This is a genomic window from Arthrobacter sp. 2MCAF15, from assembly GCF_052115605.1.
Lineage (GTDB): Bacteria > Actinomycetota > Actinomycetes > Actinomycetales > Micrococcaceae > Arthrobacter.
On record NZ_JBFRGZ010000008.1, the window covers coordinates 246,725 to 265,021 of the forward strand.

At 67.2% G+C, this 18,297-nt stretch carries 15 protein-coding genes; 13 read left to right on the plus strand and 2 right to left on the minus strand.

Features of this window, described 5'->3' with window-relative positions:
* The first annotated feature begins 54 nt into the window (after nucleotides 1-54).
* The 5 genes from AB4089_RS11665 (at nucleotide 55) to AB4089_RS11685 (ending at nucleotide 6,729) form a co-directional block, all read left to right on the plus strand.
* Complete coding sequence (locus AB4089_RS11665) at nucleotides 55-1,746, plus strand: ribonuclease J (RefSeq protein WP_441409438.1); 1,692 nt, start codon at nucleotides 55-57, stop codon at nucleotides 1,744-1,746.
* Nucleotides 1,747-1,991: 245 nt separating this feature from the next.
* Nucleotides 1,992-4,946 carry a DNA translocase FtsK gene (locus AB4089_RS11670; protein ID WP_441409439.1) on the plus strand — a complete coding sequence of 985 codons (2,955 nt, stop codon included), beginning with the start codon at nucleotides 1,992-1,994 and terminating at the stop codon, nucleotides 4,944-4,946.
* Nucleotides 4,947-4,971: 25 nt separating this feature from the next.
* Nucleotides 4,972-5,610 carry a CDP-diacylglycerol--glycerol-3-phosphate 3-phosphatidyltransferase gene (pgsA, locus tag AB4089_RS11675; protein ID WP_441409440.1) on the plus strand — a complete coding sequence of 213 codons (639 nt, stop codon included), beginning with the start codon at nucleotides 4,972-4,974 and terminating at the stop codon, nucleotides 5,608-5,610.
* Nucleotides 5,607-6,137, plus strand: coding sequence for a CinA family protein (locus AB4089_RS11680; RefSeq protein ID WP_441409441.1), 531 nt, complete (start codon nucleotides 5,607-5,609; stop codon nucleotides 6,135-6,137). The genes pgsA and AB4089_RS11680 overlap by 4 nt, the downstream gene beginning before the upstream one ends.
* A 139-nt stretch (nucleotides 6,138-6,276) precedes the next feature.
* Nucleotides 6,277-6,729: a helix-turn-helix domain-containing protein gene (locus AB4089_RS11685; RefSeq protein WP_441409442.1), complete on the plus strand. Its 453-nt coding sequence runs from the start codon at nucleotides 6,277-6,279 to the stop codon at nucleotides 6,727-6,729.
* Between the two features lie 96 nt (nucleotides 6,730-6,825).
* On the opposite strand, the gene AB4089_RS11690 is transcribed toward AB4089_RS11685, so the two are convergent.
* The gene (locus AB4089_RS11690) at nucleotides 6,826-7,335 is read right to left on the minus strand and encodes a MarR family winged helix-turn-helix transcriptional regulator (RefSeq protein ID WP_441409443.1); all 510 of its coding nucleotides are present in this window, start codon (nucleotides 7,333-7,335) and stop codon (nucleotides 6,826-6,828) included.
* Nucleotides 7,336-7,376: 41 nt separating this feature from the next.
* Between AB4089_RS11690 and AB4089_RS11695 the strand changes: the two genes are divergently transcribed.
* The 6 genes from AB4089_RS11695 (at nucleotide 7,377) to dapF (ending at nucleotide 13,315) form a co-directional block, all read left to right on the plus strand.
* Nucleotides 7,377-7,613: a DUF3046 domain-containing protein gene (locus tag AB4089_RS11695; RefSeq protein WP_441409444.1), complete on the plus strand. Its 237-nt coding sequence runs from the start codon at nucleotides 7,377-7,379 to the stop codon at nucleotides 7,611-7,613.
* 225 nt (nucleotides 7,614-7,838) lie between these two features.
* On the plus strand, nucleotides 7,839-8,891 hold the full coding sequence (gene recA, locus AB4089_RS11700; RefSeq protein ID WP_441409445.1) for a recombinase RecA: 1,053 nt from the start codon (nucleotides 7,839-7,841) through the stop codon (nucleotides 8,889-8,891).
* Nucleotides 8,892-9,069: 178 nt separating this feature from the next.
* Nucleotides 9,070-9,555, plus strand: a complete 486-nt coding sequence (locus AB4089_RS11705) for a regulatory protein RecX (protein ID WP_441409446.1) — start codon at nucleotides 9,070-9,072, stop codon at nucleotides 9,553-9,555.
* Between the two features lie 77 nt (nucleotides 9,556-9,632).
* Nucleotides 9,633-11,219, plus strand: a complete 1,587-nt coding sequence (gene miaB / locus AB4089_RS11710; protein ID WP_441409447.1) for a tRNA (N6-isopentenyl adenosine(37)-C2)-methylthiotransferase MiaB — start codon at nucleotides 9,633-9,635, stop codon at nucleotides 11,217-11,219.
* A 4-nt stretch (nucleotides 11,220-11,223) separates the two neighbouring features.
* A complete protein-coding gene (gene miaA / locus AB4089_RS11715; protein ID WP_441409448.1) occupies nucleotides 11,224-12,165 on the plus strand; it encodes a tRNA (adenosine(37)-N6)-dimethylallyltransferase MiaA in 942 nt (313 codons plus the stop codon).
* A gap of 196 nt (nucleotides 12,166-12,361) precedes the next feature.
* Nucleotides 12,362-13,315 carry a diaminopimelate epimerase gene (gene dapF, locus AB4089_RS11720; protein ID WP_441409449.1) on the plus strand — a complete coding sequence of 318 codons (954 nt, stop codon included), beginning with the start codon at nucleotides 12,362-12,364 and terminating at the stop codon, nucleotides 13,313-13,315.
* On the opposite strand, the gene AB4089_RS11725 is transcribed toward dapF, so the two are convergent.
* On the minus strand, nucleotides 13,296-13,910 hold the full coding sequence (locus tag AB4089_RS11725; protein ID WP_441409450.1) for a class I SAM-dependent methyltransferase: 615 nt from the start codon (nucleotides 13,908-13,910) through the stop codon (nucleotides 13,296-13,298). The genes dapF and AB4089_RS11725 overlap by 20 nt on opposite strands.
* Before the next feature lie 569 nt (nucleotides 13,911-14,479).
* Here AB4089_RS11725 and hflX point away from each other — a divergent pair.
* Both hflX and AB4089_RS11735 read left to right on the plus strand, forming a co-directional pair.
* On the plus strand, nucleotides 14,480-16,087 hold the full coding sequence (hflX, locus tag AB4089_RS11730; RefSeq protein WP_441409451.1) for a GTPase HflX: 1,608 nt from the start codon (nucleotides 14,480-14,482) through the stop codon (nucleotides 16,085-16,087).
* On the plus strand, nucleotides 16,080-18,263 hold the full coding sequence (locus AB4089_RS11735) for an ATP-dependent DNA helicase (protein WP_441409452.1): 2,184 nt from the start codon (nucleotides 16,080-16,082) through the stop codon (nucleotides 18,261-18,263). The genes hflX and AB4089_RS11735 overlap by 8 nt, the downstream gene beginning before the upstream one ends.
* Nucleotides 18,264-18,297: the final 34 nt, after the last annotated feature.

Here is an 18,297-nt window from a genome sequence, read left to right on the forward strand (position 1 = left end):
GCCACTCCTGATCGTTAAGAACCAGCCCGGCATCTGCCTGGAAAGTAGTGCACTATGACCCAAACCGCCCTTCCCGGCCTTGTCACGCCACCGCGTCTCCCGAAGAACACCCTGCGGATCGTGCCGCTCGGCGGACTCGGGGAAATCGGTCGCAACATGACCGTCTTCGAGATCGATGGCAAGCTCCTCATCGTTGACTGCGGGGTGCTCTTCCCCGAGGAGACCCAGCCCGGTGTCGACCTGATCCTGCCCGATTTCTCCTACATCGAGAACCGCCTCCAGGACATCGTCGCCGTCGTCCTGACCCACGGTCACGAAGACCACATTGGCGCCGTCCCCTACCTCCTGCGCCTGCGCGCCGACATCCCCATCGTGGGTTCGCAGCTCACGTTGGCCCTCATCGAGGCCAAGCTGCAGGAACACCGGATCAAGCCCAACACGAAGATTGTCGTCGAGGGTCAGGTCGAGAAGTACGGCCCCTTCGAATGCGAGTTCGTCGCCGTCAACCACTCCATCCCGGACGCCCTGGCCGTGTTCCTCCGCACCTCGGGCGGCACCGTGCTGCACACCGGTGACTTCAAGATGGACCAGTTGCCGCTCGATGGCCGCATCACCGACCTCCGCCACTTCGCCAAGCTGGGCGAAGAGGGCGTGGACCTGTTCATGTCGGACTCGACCAATGCAGACGTCCCGGGCTTCACCACCGCCGAGAAGGAAATCGGCCCCACCCTGGACCGTTTGTTTGGGCAGGCCTCCAAGCGCATCATTGTCGCTTCCTTCTCCTCGCACGTGCACCGCGTCCAGCAGGTCCTCGATGCTGCCGCCAACCACAACCGCAAGGTCGCCTTTGTGGGCCGCTCGATGGTCCGGAACATGGCCATCGCCGCGAAGCTTGGCTACCTGGAGGTGCCGGCCGGGATCCTGGTCGACATCAAGAACATCGACAACCTCCCGGACAACCGCGTGGTGCTGATGTCCACCGGTTCCCAGGGCGAGCCCATGGCGGCCCTGTCCCGCATGGCCAACGGCGACCACCGCGTCGTTGTCGGCGAGGGCGACACCGTCATTCTCGCCTCGAGCCTTATCCCGGGCAACGAAAACGCCGTCTTCCGCATCATCAACGGCCTGCTGAAGCTCGGTGCCGACGTCATCCACAAGGGCAACGCCAAGGTGCACGTCTCCGGCCACGCCGCCGCCGGTGAACTGCTCTACTGCTACAACATCCTTGAGCCGCTCAACGCCATGCCGGTGCACGGCGAGACCCGCCACCTCATTGCCAACGGCAAGATCGCCCTCGAATCCGGCGTACCGGAGGAAAGCATCCTGCTCGCGGACAACGGCACCGTGATCGACCTGCGTGACCACCAGGCAGACATCGTCGGCCAGGTCGAGGTCGGTTTCGTCTACGTTGACGGCTCCAGCGTGGGCGAAGTCACCGAAGCCGACCTCAAGGACCGCCAGACCCTCGGCGACGAAGGCTTCATCTCGATCATCACCGTCATCCACCGCGCCACCGGCAAGGTGGTGTCCGGTCCGGAGATCCACGCCCGCGGCGTGGCGGAAGACGATTCCGTCTTTGACGAAATCATCCCCAAGATCAACGAGGCCCTCGAGGAAGCCGTGCAGAACCGCACGGACCACACGACGCACCAGCTCCAGCAGGTCGTCCGGCGCGTCGTGGGCACGTGGGTCAACCGCAAGCTGCGCCGCAAGCCCATGATCATCCCGGTGGTCCTTGAGGCGTAAGCCTCAGGTGGTTCGCCGGGCGTAAGCCTCAGGTGGTTCACCGGGCGTAAGCCTCAGGTGGTTCACCGGGCGTAGTACTTTCTGCGTACCGGGCACATGCCTGGAGAACGGCCTTCCCGGCCAGCCGCAGCCTAAGGGCTGAGGCAGACGGGGGAGGCCGTTTCCCGTTGCGGCGGCCGGCAACATGATCCCGGCCGCCCCGGAAATTCGGGGTTTTCTGGCTGGCATCCGGTACCGTGGCGGGTATGGCGACTCGTACTTCTTCCGCGCCTAGAGGAAACTCAAGCGGCAAATCAGGCAGTTCTCCCGGCCGGGGGTCCAGTCCCGCCGCATCCAAATCCGCCCGGCCGCGGACCACGGCAGGTAGGACAACAGCCACGGCGCGGACGCGGCAGTTGCCTGCGGTGGAGGCGCGCCAGCCGTGGGTCGTGCGCGTGCTGGCCGGCGCCTGGCTGGGTGTCGCCCACGTGATCGGCGCGGGCATCCGGCGGGTCGGCCACGACGTCAGCGACCTCGCACCAGAGGACCGCCGCGACGGCGCCGCCCTGTTCAACCTGGCCCTGGCCATCTTTGTCGCCACTTTCGCGTGGTGGGGGTTCCAAGGCTGGCTCCCCGATCTCATCTTCGCGATCGTCAACGGCACGTTCGGCTGGATGGCCCTGCTCCTGCCCCTGATGCTGTTCGTGTGCGCGTTCCGCCTGTTCCGCCAGCCCGACGACGGCCGCGGGAACAACAGGATCGGCATCGGCTTCCTCATCATGACCTTCGCCGGGACCGGCCTGGCCCACATCATCGGCGGACAGCCGACGGTCGCGGACGGTTTCGACGGCCTGCGCAGGGCCGGCGGCATGCTCGGCTACCTCGCCGCCGCCCCGCTTGCGGCCCTGCACCCCGCCGTCCCCGTGGTGGTCTACGGCCTGCTGGCCTTCACCTCGCTGCTGATCGTCACCGCGACTCCTTTCGGCGCCATCCCGGGCCGGCTGCGGGACGCGTACGAGCACCTGATGGGCATCGACCTGCAGGACGACGACGCCGACGACCGGCACGACCGCAGTTACCTGTACGAGAACGACGCCCCGGCCGCGCCCAAGAAGAGGCGCAAGCGCCTCTTCGGCAAGGACCAGGACGACGAGTCCGGCCTGGAGGGCTATGTCGGCGATGAAGCGTTCGAGCGTGCCCTCATCGCCGATGAGGAAGCGGGCGACGCGCCCCGCGCCAAGGGTGCGAAGGGGGCCAAAACGCCGTCGGGCGCCGCGGCCGATGTCGCTCCCGGCGTCCGCCGCCCCACCCAGGCCGAGATCGCCGTCGAAAAGATCAAGGCCGCCCAGGGCCTGGGCGCAGCAGCATCAGCGGCCGGTGCCGCGGGGTCCAGTGGCGAGGGCGCCACCGAGGCCATTCCGCTGGTTACTCCCGGAATGGTGGCCGCCGGATCACTCAATGCCGCCGCCGTGGCCGCGGCCGTTCCGGCGAACCCGGTCGCGCCGGCACCCCTGCCCACCCCGATTCCGCAGCGCACCGAACAGCTGTCCCTGGCGGGCGACGTCACCTACACGCTGCCGGCGTCGGACGTGCTGACGCCCGGGTCCATCCCGAAGGAACGGACCGAGGCCAACGACGCGATTGTCGCCTCGCTGACCGAGACCCTCAACCAGTTCAACGTGGAAGCGCAGGTAACCGGCTTCAGCCGCGGTCCCACCGTGACCCGTTATGAAATCGAGCTGTCCCCGGGCACCAAGGTGGAACGCGTCACCGCCCTGTCCAAGAACATCTCCTACGCCGTCGCCAGTTCCGATGTGCGCATCCTCAGCCCCATCCCGGGCAAGTCCGCCATCGGCATCGAGATTCCCAACACGGACCGCGAGACCGTATCCCTGGGCGACGTGCTGCGAAGCCAGAACGCCCGCCGCACCGACCACCCCATGGTCATGGGGGTCGGCAAGGACGTCGAGGGCGGCTACGTCGTGGCCAACCTCGCCAAGATGCCGCACTTGCTGGTGGCCGGTGCCACCGGCGCGGGCAAGTCCTCGTTCGTGAACTCGATGATCACCTCGATCCTGATGCGGGCCACCCCGGACGAGGTCCGCATGGTCATGGTGGACCCCAAGCGTGTGGAACTCACGGCGTACGAAGGGGTCCCGCACCTCATCACGCCGATCATCACCAACCCGAAGAAGGCAGCCGAGGCCCTGCAATGGGTGGTCCGAGAAATGGACGCCCGCTATGACGACCTCGCCAATTACGGCTTCAAGCACATCGATGACTTCAACAAGGCCGTCCGGGCCGGCAAGGTCCACCCGCCGGTCGACTCCAAGCGCGTCATCAAGCCCTACCCGTACCTGCTGGTGATCGTGGACGAACTCGCCGACCTCATGATGGTCGCCCCGCGCGACGTCGAAGACTCGATTGTCCGCATCACCCAGTTGGCCCGCGCGGCCGGCATCCACCTGGTCCTCGCCACCCAGCGCCCGTCGGTGGACGTCGTGACCGGCCTGATCAAAGCGAACGTTCCCTCCCGCATGGCCTTCGCCACGTCGTCCGTCACCGACTCCCGCGTGGTCCTGGACCAGCCGGGCGCCGAAAAACTCATCGGCCAGGGCGACGCCCTGTTCCTGCCGATGGGTGCATCCAAGGCGATGCGCGTCCAGGGCGCCTGGGTCACCGAGTCCGAGATCCACAAGGTGGTCGAACACGTCAAGGGCCAGCTCAAGGCCGTCTACCGTGACGACGTCGCGCCGGAGGCGCAGAAGAAGCAGATCGACGACGACATCGGGGACGACCTCGAGGTGCTGCTGCAGGCCACGGAGCTCGTGGTCACCACCCAGTTCGGCTCGACGTCGATGCTGCAGCGCAAGCTTCGTGTCGGCTTCGCCAAGGCCGGCCGCCTCATGGACCTCCTCGAGTCCAGGGGAGTGGTGGGCCCCTCCGAGGGTTCCAAGGCGCGCGACGTGCTGGTCAAACCGGACGACCTCGCCGCCGTGCTGGCCGCGATGAAGGGGCTCGACGCGCCCGCCGCCGCCGACTCCCAGACGGCGGCCCTGAGCGATAACGCCAACGCGAACATCGCCCAGGGCGGTTACGCGGAGGACCTCGTGGCGGCCGACCTGGAGAACCGCACCCAGGCGATCGAGTACCACGACGGCGCCGACGGCGGCTCCGACGAGGACGGCTCAGAGGACGCCTGGTCGCTCACCGGACGCTAGCGAGGGAAGCGGGTAGCCTAAGAAGGTGAATAGCGCCAAAGCCAATGCCGGGTCCGCCTCGCAGATCTGGAACCTGCCGAATATCCTGACGATGCTGCGGATAGTGCTGGTGCCATTCTTCGTCTGGTTCCTCATCCTCGACGCGCCGGGGCTGCACGCCCAGAACGGCCCCTGGCGCTGGGCGGCCGCCGTCGTCTTCGCGGTCGCCATCTACACAGACAAGCTCGACGGCGACATCGCCCGGTCCCGCGGCCTCGTCACCGACTTCGGCAAGATTGCCGACCCGATTGCTGACAAGCTCCTGATCGGCTCCGCGCTGGTCATGCTCTCCCTGCTCGGCGAACTGCCGTGGTGGGTCACCATCCTGATCCTGGTCCGCGAGTGGGGCATCACCGCCCTTCGCTTCTTCGTGATCCGCTACGGCGTCATTCCGGCCTCGCGCGGCGGCAAGCTCAAGACCGTAGTGCAGACGGTGGCCATCTTCCTCTACGTCCTCCCGCTGGCATCACTTGCTCCGTGGCTGGGCGTTGTGGCGTTCATTGTGATGATGGCTGCCGTGGCCATCACACTGTGGACCGGCGGCGAATACGTCATCGAGGCCCTCAAGCTGCGGGCTGCCGGCATCAGGGCAGCGAAAGAACGGATAGGGGAGAACAAGCCATGAACCATCCGAATCCCAATCTGCACCCCAATCTCCACCCCAATCTGCACCGCCTGGCGGAGCAGGCCGTGACCGGCGCCATCGGCCGCGGAATGACGGCCGCCACCGCGGAATCCCTCACCGCCGGGATGATCTCCGCCGTGCTGGCCGACACCGCCGGCGCCTCCGGGATGCTGCAGGGCGGCGTGGTGTCCTACGCCAACTCGGTCAAGTCCGATGTCCTGGGCGTCCCTGCCGAGCTGCTCGACGCCGTCGGTTCCGTGGACGGCCAAGTCGCCGCGGCCATGGCCGACGGTGCGCGCCGGATCTGCCGGGCCGACATCGGCGTGTCCACCACGGGCGTCGCCGGGCCCGAATCGCACGACGGCAAAGCCGTCGGCACGGTCTTTATCGGCATCGCCACGGCGGGAGGCTCGACGTCGTACCCTTACTCATTCGAGGGGAGCCGCGCCGAGATCCGCGCCCTCGCATGCGGTGCGGCGCTGGAACGCCTGCTTGAAGCCCTATCTTCCGAAGGCTACCCGGCGTAAAGTTGCCGGGAACAAAAGTTGATTCCGAATAGTTGTTACATTGTGTCGCTTCCAAATAAGGGAGGCGCCTAGGATGAAATCATCAGCAGAGTCCGCCCCCACCGGCGGACTCGACAGTACGAGGAGCAAGGCGATACAGATGGTAAAGCAGCCCGTATCCGTAAACGGCGTTGTCCGCTGGAAGGATGTGGGCCTCGCCGATCAGGCAAAGAGCGAACAGAAGGAGCGCAAGATGGTTGTACTTCGTCACGAAATCGGTGATGTCCTGCGCGATGTCCGCCAGCGCCAAGGCCGAACGCTCCGCGAAGTCTCGCACAGTGCCCGTGTTTCCCTGGGCTACCTGAGTGAAGTGGAACGCGGCCAGAAGGAAGCATCCTCGGAGTTGCTGTCCTCGATCTGCTCGGCCCTCGATGTTCCGCTTTCGAGCATGCTCCGCGAAGTCAGCGACCGCGTTGCGGTCGCCGAAGGTGTCGCCGTTCCGGACACCGTCCCGCAGGAGTTCGCGCAGCGCTATGGCCGCGACCTCGACCGAGAGCTCAACGCCGACCTTAACGACGAGCTGGCGAAGGGCCTCCTCTCCGGAGCACGCTAGCCGCCACCCACCTAAGACCTAAGAAAGGACCCCCGGCCCAGGCTGGGGGTCCTTGGCGTCTCCCGGGCGTGATGCCGCGTTCCGGGGGCGGGTAGGTCAGGCGGGCTCGTCCCGGGGGAAGCCGTCGCGTTCGTAGGTGGCATTGAGCTTCGCCATGTACATGGCAAGAGCCTGCAGCTCCTCGGCGGGCCATTCCGCAAGGCGTTCCCGGAAGACCTCGCGCCTGGCGTCCTGGACCTGGTGCATCCGCTCCTCGCCTTCGGGGGTCAGGCGGATGGCCTGCGCCCGCCCGTCCAGCGGGTCTGCCTCCTTCGATACCAGGCCGAGGCCCTCGAGGAATGCGATCTGCCGGCTCACCGAAGGCTTGCCGACGCCGATGCACGAGGCGAGCTCGGTCAGCCTGATGGGGCCCTGCTTGCGGATTACGCTGAGCAGCCCGTAGGCGGCCGGCTCCATGTCCGGGTGGACCTGGCGCGAGAGCTGATGGGAAATCGACCGGCCCCGGCGCCAGAGCAGGCTAAGCTGGTCCTCGACGGCGTCCAGGGCGGCGTCTGTGCCGGCATTTCCGGGATGCGAATCTCCCGCGGCCTCAGTTGGGTTGCTCATGGCAACCATTCTAGAGTCCCGCGCCGTGAGAGACTTTACTGGTGCGAATCAGTGACTTTTGGCGGCTAATGGACGACGAGTTCGGCGCGGGCTACTCCCGCGTCCTGAGCAGCTCGCTGGTCCTGGCCGGGGTCGGCGGCCGCACGGCGGACCAGGCGCTCAGCGCCGGCATCCCGCCCCGCCAGGTTTGGCTTGCCGTGTGCGATGTCCAGGATGTCCCGCAGGAACGCCGCCTCGGCCGGGACGTCAAGCCCCGCGACAACGCAGGACCCCGCTGACGCCCCGAGACGCCGCCGGCATGGGCTAACGCCTGACACGCCGCACACTTGTTCGAATATCTGTTCGGATGGGGATATGCTTTTTTCAGAGCGTTTTCACTCACGTGTTTTCCACATACGCGGTTCTCCCGGCAACTTTGTCGGAGGGGGCCAGTAGCGTCAGTGATGACAGACGAAGGGCCTCCAAGGCCACTCCACAGCGAGAAAGTATTAGAGGTGTGAATCATGGCCGCAGCCCCGGATCGCCAGAAGGCGCTCGACGCAGCGCTTGCCCAGATTGACAAGCAGTTCGGTAAAGGCTCGGTCATGCGCCTCGGCGACGAAGTCCGTGCGCCTATCGAGGTCATTCCGACCGGCTCCATCGCGTTGGACGTCGCCCTGGGAATTGGCGGCCTGCCCCGCGGCCGTGTCGTGGAAATCTATGGTCCGGAATCATCCGGTAAGACCACGGTCGCGCTCCACGCGGTTGCCAACGCCCAGCGCCTGGGCGGCATCGCCGCCTTCATCGACGCCGAACACGCCCTCGATCCGGAATATGCCGCGAAACTGGGCGTCGACACCGACGCGCTCCTGGTCTCCCAGCCGGACACCGGCGAGCAGGCACTGGAAATCATGGACATGCTCATCGGTTCGGGCTCCCTTGACGTGATCGTCATCGACTCCGTCGCGGCCCTGGTTCCGCGCGCGGAAATCGAAGGCGACATGGGCGATAGCCACGTGGGCCTGCAGGCCCGCCTGATGAGCCAGGCCCTCCGTAAGATCACCGGCCGCCTGAGCCAGACCAAGACCACGGCCATTTTCATCAACCAGCTGCGCGAAAAGATTGGCGTCTTCTTCGGCTCCCCGGAAACCACCACCGGTGGTAAGGCGCTGAAGTTCTACGCCTCCATCCGCATCGACGTCCGCCGCATCCAGACCCTGAAAGAGGGCGCGGACTCTGTCGGCAACCGCACCAAGGCCAAGATCGTCAAGAACAAGATGGCACCGCCCTTCAAGATCGCCGAATTCGACATCATCTACGGCCAGGGCATTTCCCGTGAGGGCGGCATCATCGACATGGGTGTCGAGCACGGACTGATCAAGAAGTCGGGCTCCTGGTTCACCTACGACGGCGACCAGCTGGGCCAGGGCATGGAGAACTCCCGCCGCTTCCTCCGCGACAACCCGGAGCTGGCGGCCGAACTTGAGCGCCTGATCAAGGAAAAGCTCGGCGTGGGCGTGAAGACCCCCGCCGAGACCGAAGAATCACCGAAGCTGAAGGCCGTTGACGGCTTCTAACGCAGGAGCGAGCCGTGGGTCAGGGTTTCGTCAGAGGAACCCTGACCCGGACGGCGCTGCCGACCCGCATGCCGGTTCCCCCGGGCACAGTTCCCGCGGGTCCCGCGGGTCCCGTGGTTCCCGCGGCTCAAGGGCGGCACCGTCTCCGGAACTGGATCCTGACGCCGACCCCGCGGCGGTGGCACGGTCCATCGTGCTGCGGCAGCTGACGAATTCGCCCAAGAGCCGTCTGCAGCTCTCGCGCAAGCTGGCCGAGCGCAACATTCCAGAGGACGTCGCCGAGGCCGTGCTGGACCGCTTCGAGGAAGTGCGCCTGGTTGACGACGCAGAGTTTGCCGACATGTGGGTCCGCAGCCGGTCCCAAACGCGCAAGCTCGCCAAGGGGGCCCTGCGGCGCGAACTTGCGGACAAGGGCATCGACGCCGAGACCGCTGCCGGCGCGCTGGATCAACTCAGTGACGCCGACGAGGAGGCCGCGGCCCGTGAACTCGTGGAGCGCAAGCTGCGGGGCTTCGCCGGCGCCGAGGACCGTGCGGAGCGCGATAAGATCACCCGCCGCCTCGCCTCCATGCTGGCCCGCAAGGGATACCAGCCCTCGCTCGCCTTCCGGATAGTCGGAGAGGTTCTCGATTCCGTCGCCGGCCGCGGCGACGCCTGGGACTGAAGCCTGGGACTAGGGCCGCCGATCAGGAGTCAGCCAGGAGTCAGCGCATGCCGGCTCCGACCCGTTACCCTTAACAGGTGAGTTTTACCATTCCCTCCCCAGCAGCCGGCACGCCCTCTCCAGCAGCGCTTGCAACATCCAGCGCCGACACAGCTGCAACCGAGGACCATTCCGGGCCCGCCCAGCCCCGCACCTACCAGGTGCGCACCTTCGGCTGCCAAATGAACGTGCACGATTCCGAACGGATGGCCGGCATGCTGGAGGCCGCAGGCTACGTTCCGTCCGCCGGTGAGCTGGCCGACGTCGTGGTCTTCAACACCTGCGCCGTCCGGGAGAACGCAGACAACAAGCTGTACGGCAACCTCGGCATCCTCGCCCCGGTCAAGGCAGCCAACCCCGGGATGCAGATCGCCGTCGGCGGATGCCTCGCGCAGAAAGACCGGGAGACCATCCTCAAGAAGGCCCCGTGGGTGGACGCCGTGTTCGGCACCCACAACGTCGGTGCGTTGCCGGCGCTGCTGGACCGGGCCCGCCACAACCACGAGGCCCAGCTGGAGATCCTCGAGTCGCTGGACGTCTTTCCGTCGACCCTCCCCACCAAGCGGGACTCCGTCTATTCGGGCTGGGTGTCCATCTCCGTAGGCTGCAACAACACCTGCACGTTCTGCATCGTCCCTGCACTGCGGGGCAAGGAAAAGGACCGCCGCCCGGGGGAGATCCTGGCCGAAATCCAGGCACTCGTGGATGACGGCGCCATCGAGGTGACCCTGCTGGGCCAGAACGTGAATTCCTATGGCGTCGAGTTCGGTGACCGCCAGGCATTCTCCAAGCTCCTGCGCGCGTGCGGGGAAATCCAAGGCCTGGAGCGCGTCCGCTTCACCAGCCCGCATCCCGCAGCCTTTACCGATGACGTCATCGACGCCATGGCAGAGACCCACAACGTCATGCCGCAGCTGCACATGCCCCTGCAGTCCGGCTCGGACAAGGTCCTCAAGGACATGAAGCGGTCCTACCGCTCCACCAAGTTCCTCGGCATCCTGGACAAGGTCCGCGAGAAGATCCCGCACGCCGCGATCTCCACGGACATCATCGTCGGGTTCCCCGGCGAGACCGAAGAGGACTTCCAGGCCACGCTCGACGTCGTGGAGAAGTCCCGGTTCGCCACAGCCTTCACCTTCCAGTACTCCAAGCGACCCGGAACCCCTGCCGCGGACCTGCCTGACCAGCTGCCCAAGGCCGTGGTTCAGGAACGCTTTGAGCGCCTCACGGCCCTGCAGGACCGGATTGCGGCAGAGGAAAACGCCCGCCAGCTCGGCCGCCGGGTCGAGGTCATGGTGACAGCACAGTCTGGTCGCAAAGCCGAGGAAACCCACCGCCTTTCCGGCCGTTCCCAGGACCAGCGGTTGGTGCACTTCTCGGTGCCCGCCGGCGCCGAAGCACCCAGGCCCGGCGACCTGGTGACCGTCACCATCACTGAAGCGGCGGCGTTCCACCTCATTTCCGACCCGGCCTCGGCAGAGGACTACAGCCTCCGCCGGTCCCGTGCCGGTGATGCCTGGGACCGTTCCCAGGCCGATTCCTGCGGCGCCCCGGCCCCGTCCAGCGCCTCGGGCAGGTCCGGCGTATCGCTGGGCATGCCCAGCCTCCCGGTCCGCGGCCGTTAGCGCCGTGCCGGGCCCGCAGGCCGCCGCCGAAACTGCCGCCCAAGCCGCCGCTCAGGCCGCGCCGCCGGTGATCGCCGTCGTCGGGCCTACGGGGTCCGGCAAGTCAGACCTGGCCGTGTCGCTCGCCCTCGAGCTCGACGGGGAAGTCATCAACGCCGATTCCATGCAGTTCTACCGCGGCATGGACATCGGCACCGCCAAGATCACCGACGCCGAACGCCGGGGCGTGCCGCATCACCTCCTGGACATTCTGGACGTCACTGAGGAAGCGAGCGTCTCGGACTTCCAGCAGCAGGCGCGTGCCCTGATCGCGGACATCCACGGCCGCGGGAAACGGGCCATCCTGGCCGGCGGATCGGGGCTCTACGTCCGGGCCGCCCTCGATGTCCTGGAATTCCCCGGCACGGATCCGGACATCCGCCACCGGCTCGAGACGGAGCTGGCGACCGCGGGACCCGCACCGCTGCGGGAGCGGCTGGAAGCGGTGGATCCCGTGTCGGCGGGCCGGCTCGGCGACGCGAGGCGGGTCATCCGTGCCCTGGAGGTCTTCGAGCTCACCGGGCGCCCGTTCAGCTCCTTCATGCCCGCCCGGGAGTATTTTCAGCCCGCCGTCCAGATCGGACTTGACGTGGACCGGGAACTGCTCCGGGAACGGCTCGCGCACCGCGTCCACGCCATGGTGGACCGGGGGCTGCTGGAAGAAGTGCGCCGCCTGGACGCCGCGGGTCTCCGCAGCGGCAGGACCGCGCCCCGGGCCCTCGGCTATGCCCAGTTCCTCCGGGTGCTCGACGGTGCCTCCACCGTGGAGCAGGCCGCGGACGAAACCATCATCGCCACCCGGCAGTTCGCGCGCCGCCAGTTGACCTGGTTCCGCGCCGATCCCCGGGTGACGTGGCTGGGCTGGCAGGATGCCGACCTGGCGGCACGGGCCGCTGCTCTGTGTTGATGGGTGCTGTGGTGACCGGTGCTGTGTTGAAGGGCGCTGTGGTGACCGGCACTGTGTTGAAGGGCGCTGGTTCTGCCGCCGGCGTTTGAACGACGCCGTGGTGGACTCAGCGGGAAGGACGCCACCTGTTTCGCCTCCCGCGTAGCGTCCCGGTCACGGTACCGGAGCTGGGAGGGCGGAACGGTAACCTTGGAGCATGGACGAATCCCAAGCCGTAGCCGCTGACCGTACTGCCGGCGACACCGCAGCCCTGAGCGGTCTGAAGTTTTCCAAAGGCCACGGAACGGGCAACGATTTTGTCCTGATCGCCGACCCCAACGGCGCACTGTCGCTTGGTGCCGAGCACGTCGCGGCACTCTGCGACAGGCACCGCGGCATCGGCGGGGACGGCCTGATCCGTGCCGTCCCTTCCCGGTTCCTGGCTGAGGGACAGGAATTGCTGACCGCGCACCCGGACGCCGAGTGGTTCATGGACTACCGCAACGGCGACGGCTCGCTCTCTGAGATGTGCGGCAACGGCGTCCGCGTCTTCGTGCATTTCCTCATCGCCGAGGGCCTGGTGGACCTTCCCGCCGGCGAGTCCCTCGTCATTGGAACCCGGGGCGGTGCCAAGACGATCGTCCGCACAGCCGCGGGCTACGCAGTGGACATGGGCCCCTGGGAGTTTATTTTCCCCGGCGAGGCGACCGCACGGGCCATGGACTCGCTGGTCAGTGCCGACGGGCTCGAAGTCGCACGGCCAGCCCTTTCGGTCAGCATGGGCAACCCGCACACCGTGGTGGCCCTGGCCGAAACCGCCGAACTCGAGGCCACCCAGCTGTTCACCGCCCCCCGCGTGGATCCGACGCCGCCGCACGGCACCAACGTCGAATTCGTCGTGCCGTCCGAACCACTGGTCCATGAGGGCACCGGCACCATCACCATGCGGGTCCACGAGCGCGGAGTGGGGGAGACCCAGTCCTGCGGCACCGGCGCCTGCGCCGCCGCCGTCGCTATCCGGCACTGGGCAGGCCAGGGCGCACCGGACGTGTGGAACGTCCACGTTCCCGGCGGCGTCGTCGGGGTGAAATTCTTCGTGGGTCCGGAAGGGCACGAACACGTCGAACTCAGCGGCCCGGCCGTGATCGTGGCTAGTGGGACGCTTTCCTGACCCGCAGGATCCGGAACGACTTCGACGTGCTCTCCCGTGTCACGCTGAAGCTGGAGTCCAGCTCGGCCGCCAGCCAGCGCTGCAGCGAGTCGGAGCCGAGGTTCTTCTGGACCACCAGCCAGGCCGATCCTCCCGGCGCCAGCCTGGGAATCCACAGCCGCAGGAGGGCATGAAGCTCATCCTTGCCGATCCGGATAGGCGGGTTGGACCAGATGGTGGCGAAGCGCAGCTCAGGATCGACGGCGTCCGGCGTGCTGGCGCTGACGTTGCCCAACCCCAACAGTCCGGCGTTTTCATTGGTCAGGGTCACGCAGCGTTCGTTCACGTCCACCGCGTAGACATGCGCATGCGGTGCACGCAGGGCCATGGTGAGCGCGATAGGTCCCCAGCCACAGCCGATATCCAGCAGGTTTCCCTGCGGCGCCGGCGCAGGGACGTCGGCGAGCAGCACGGCCGTCCCCTTGTCGATCCCGTCCGGGCTGAAGATCCCTGAGGAGGTCTGCAGCCGGCGCGTTTCACCGGCAAGCTCCACGGTGAGCGGCTTGCGGGTGAAAGGCCCGGCCGGCTGGGCGCTGAAATAGTGTGCAGACTCCATAATGGGCCAGATTAGTTGGCGCCGCGCCTGAATGGGAAACCGAAGGTGCGCGAGGGCGTCTGCTAGGCTTTAAACATGATCCTGATCTCCAAGTAGCCGGCACGGGTCCTGGCCCGTCTCCGGAGCGACGCAGGTAAATGCCTTCCGCTGAGTGCGCCAACGCAAGAGTGAGCTTTCTCACCGCGGGTGCCCGAACCACTTGGAATCCAGCCGCCTTCCCAGCCACCGTGTTTCGCCGACACTGTGCGCCGTCGGCCCGCTGACCACCTTGGCCCGTTCCGAGGCCGCTCCGCGGATGGTGACTACCCCGGTGTGCTCACGAGACGGTGTGTTCACGAGACGGTGTCCCCCACGGCCGTTCCCGGGTGCCGCACCCACAGCCAGGCGCATAGACGCCCCATTCCCCATCCAGCCACCGCTCCGCACGGAGCCAGCCCTGCCCTCCGGCACCGTTGCCGCGGGCATTCCAGGAGGCCCGAATGACCCCTCGCCGTCAGCCCAGCGCGAATACCGCCCCACAGAGCAACAATCGGCACTATTCTGAAAGTGCCGAACCCTTAAAGGAGACCATGACCAGCCACCCCAACACCGGACCCGATTCAGCAGCCCAGGACATGAGTCCTGAGGAGATCCAGGCTGTTATCGACCGGATCCTTTCCAAGGACACCCCCGCCCCTGGTGCAGGCCGTGGCGCCGGCTCCGGAGCCGCCGGCGACGCGGGCGGTCCGGGTGTCAGTGGCCTCAAGTCGGTACTCGGCAAGGCGCAGGCCATCTCCCGCCTGGACGAGGTGTACACGAACTTCGACGGCGCCCAGCAGGATCTCGAGGAACGCCATGCGCTGCGCCGCAAGGCGGGTCTGTCCACCGAACTCGAAGACGTCACCGAGGTCGAATACCGGCAGTTGCGCCTTGAGCGCGTCGTCCTGGCCGGCCTCTGGACCGAAGGCACCCTCGCGGATGCCGAGAACTCCCTGCGCGAACTTGCTGCCCTCGCCGAGACAGCGGGCTCGGAGGTCCTCGACGGGCTCGTCCAGCGGCGGGCCAAGCCCGATCCCGGAACCTTCCTCGGCTCCGGCAAGGCGCAGGAACTGAAAGCCATCGTGATGTCCACCGGCGCCGACACCGTCGTCGTCGACGCCGAATTGGCCCCGTCCCAGCGGCGCGGCCTGGAAGACATCGTCAAGGTCAAGGTCATCGACCGCACGGCACTGATCCTGGACATCTTCGCGCAGCATGCCAAGAGCCGTGAAGGCAAGGCGCAGGTGGAGCTGGCCCAGCTCGAATACCTGCTGCCGCGCCTGCGTGGCTGGGGCGAGTCGATGTCCCGCCAGGCCGGTGGCCAGGTGGGCGGCGCCGGCGCCGGCATGGGCTCGCGTGGTCCCGGTGAAACCAAGATCGAACTGGACCGCCGCCGGATCCGCACCCGGATGGCCAAGCTGCGGCGCGAAATCGCCGCCATGAAGCCGGCCCGGGAAACGAAGCGGGCCAACCGCCGTCGTAATGCCGTCCCCTCGGTAGCGATCGCCGGGTACACGAACGCCGGGAAGTCCTCGCTGCTGAACCGACTGACCGACGCCGGGGTGCTGGTGGAAAACGCCCTGTTCGCCACCCTGGACCCCACCGTCCGCAAGGCCGAAACGGCCGACGGGCTGGGCTACACCCTGGCGGACACCGTGGGATTCGTCCGATCACTGCCCACCCAGCTCGTGGAGGCGTTCCGTTCCACGCTGGAAGAGGTGGCCGACTCGGACCTGATCCTGCACGTCGTGGACGTGTCGCACCCGGACCCGGAGGGCCAGATCGCGGCCGTCCGGAGCGTCTTCAGCGAGGTCGATGCGCGCAAGGTTCCGGAAATCATCGTGCTGAACAAGGCCGACGCCGCGGACCCGTTCGTGGTCGAGCGGCTCAAGCAGCGCGAACCGCGCCACGTGGTGGTCTCGGCCCGCACCGGTGAAGGTATTCCGGAGCTGCTCAAGGCCATCAGCGACGGCATTCCGCGGCCCAGCGTGAAGCTTGAACTGCTGATCCCGTACAACCGAGGGGACCTGCTCAGCAAGCTCCACGAGACCGACGCCGAGATCCTCAGCCTCGACCACGAGGAAACGGGTACGCGGGCCGTGGTGATGGTGCGCGAAGGACTCGCCGCTGAACTGGATCCCTTCATCAGCAATGACTGAGGCCGCGGTGACCAGGGCTGACGCTGAAGCTGCGGACGCTGACGCAACCGATGGCGCGGAACCTGACGACGCCGGATTGGCACGTTCGGCCGACGCAACCGATGGCGCGGACGACGCCGACGGGGATGCGACCGAGGGCGCGGCCGGTGAGGAGTTTGTCATCAAACTGCTCGACCGTGCCGTGTCCGGCATGGGCGGCCAGAGCCGCGATGGCCAGCACGAAATGGCCCGGCAGGTGGTGCGCGCAATTGACAGCGGCGACCACCTGCTGGTCCAGGCCGGAACCGGCACCGGAAAGTCGCTGGCGTACCTGATTCCGCTGATCGCCCATTCGCTGACCAGCAACAAGCCCACCCTGGTCTCCACCGCGACCCTGGCGCTGCAGACGCAGATTGTCGGGCGGGACCTGCCCAGGCTGCTCAAGAACATTACGCCCGCCCTGGAGCGGCCCGTGAAGGTCGCCCTGGTGAAGGGCCGGTCCAACTATGTGTGCCGGCACAAGCTCGAGGGCGGCTTCCCGTCCGAAGAACCGTCCGAGGGCCAGCTGTTTTCCCTCGGCGAGGACACCAGCGTTCCGCACTTCGCGGCGGCACTTGGCGGGCCGTCCTCCCAGCTGGGCAAAGAAGTCGTCCGCTTGCGTGAGTGGGCCGAGGAGACGGCCACGGGGGACCGCGACGAGCTCATGCCCGGCGTCACGGACCGGGCCTGGCGTCAGGTCTCGGTCACCTCCATGGAGTGCCTGGGCGCGCAGAAATGCCCGCTCGCGGCCGAATGCTTCAGCGAACTGGCACGGCAGAACGCTGCCGACGCCGACGTCGTGGTCACCAACCACGCCATGCTCGCCGTGAGCGCCTTCGAAGGCCTTGCGGTGCTGCCCGAGTACGACGTGGTGGTGGTGGACGAGGCGCACGAACTTCAGGACCGGGTCACGGGCGCGGTCTCCGGCCAACTCTCCGCGGCGATGGTGCACGCCGCAGCATCCGGGGCCCGAAAGCACACGGGCATTACCGTGGACGCCCTGAACAATGCCGCCGCCCACCTGGAACTGGCCATCGACGGCGTCCCCAGCGGCTTGATGCCCAACGGCCTGAACTCCGAACAGCTGGACTGCATCGACCAGCTGCGCGACGCCTGCCGCGCCGCACTGTCCGACTCGAAGGGGGACAGTTCCACGACGGCCGACGGCGGGCGCCAGCTCGCCCGCTCACGCCTGATGGTGATCCTGGAACTCTGCGAACGACTCCTGGCCGCGCGCGAAAACCGCGAGGTCGTGTGGTTCTCCCGCAACAGCAGCTTCGACCCGGCACAGGGCTTCTCACAGCCCGACGAGAGCGCGCCGGCGTTGATCAACGTGGCCCCGTTGAGCGTCGCGGGGCGTTTGCGTGAGGGCCTGTTCGCCGAGCACACCGTCATCCTGACCTCGGCCACCCTCGCCATCGGCGCAGCCTTCGAGCCTGCCGCCGGCGGCCTGGGCCTGGTCGGCAACGGCGCCCCCAGCTGGACCGGCGTCGACGTCGGATCGCCCTTCGACTATCCGAAGCAGGGCATCCTCTATGTCGCCCGGCACCTGCCCAAACCCGGTCGCGGGACATCCCCTGAAGCGCTGGACGAACTAGAGAAGCTGATCCGCGCGTCCGGCGGCGGTGCCCTGTGCCTGTTTTCCTCACGGCGCGCGGCCGAGGACGCAGCCGAGGCCATGCGGCCCCGGCTGGGCATGAGCATCCTGTGCCAGGGGGAGTCGACCATGACCGCACTCGTGCGCCAGTTCGCCGACGAACCGGACACGTGCCTGTTCGGAACCATGTCCCTCTGGCAGGGCGTCGACGTCCCTGGCGTGTCCTGCCGGCTGGTGGTCATTGACCGGATTCCCTTCCCGCGGCCGGACGATCCGCTGATGACGGCCCGCTCCCGGGCCGTCGCCCAAGCCGGCGGCAACGGCTTCATGTCCGTCTCCGCCACACACGCCGCGATCCGCCTCGCGCAGGGCGCAGGCCGGCTGATCCGCTCGACGTCGGACAAAGGCGTGGTGGCCGTACTGGATTCGCGGCTGTCCACCGAGCGCTACGGCGGATTCCTGCGTGCCGCGCTGCCGCCGTTCTGGCCGACCACCGATTCCGCCATTGCCATGGCGGCCCTCGAACGGCTCGCCAAAGAGTCGGCACAGGCCGCCAAGTAGGCGGCCGCGCAGCCAGCAGACCAGGAATCGCAAA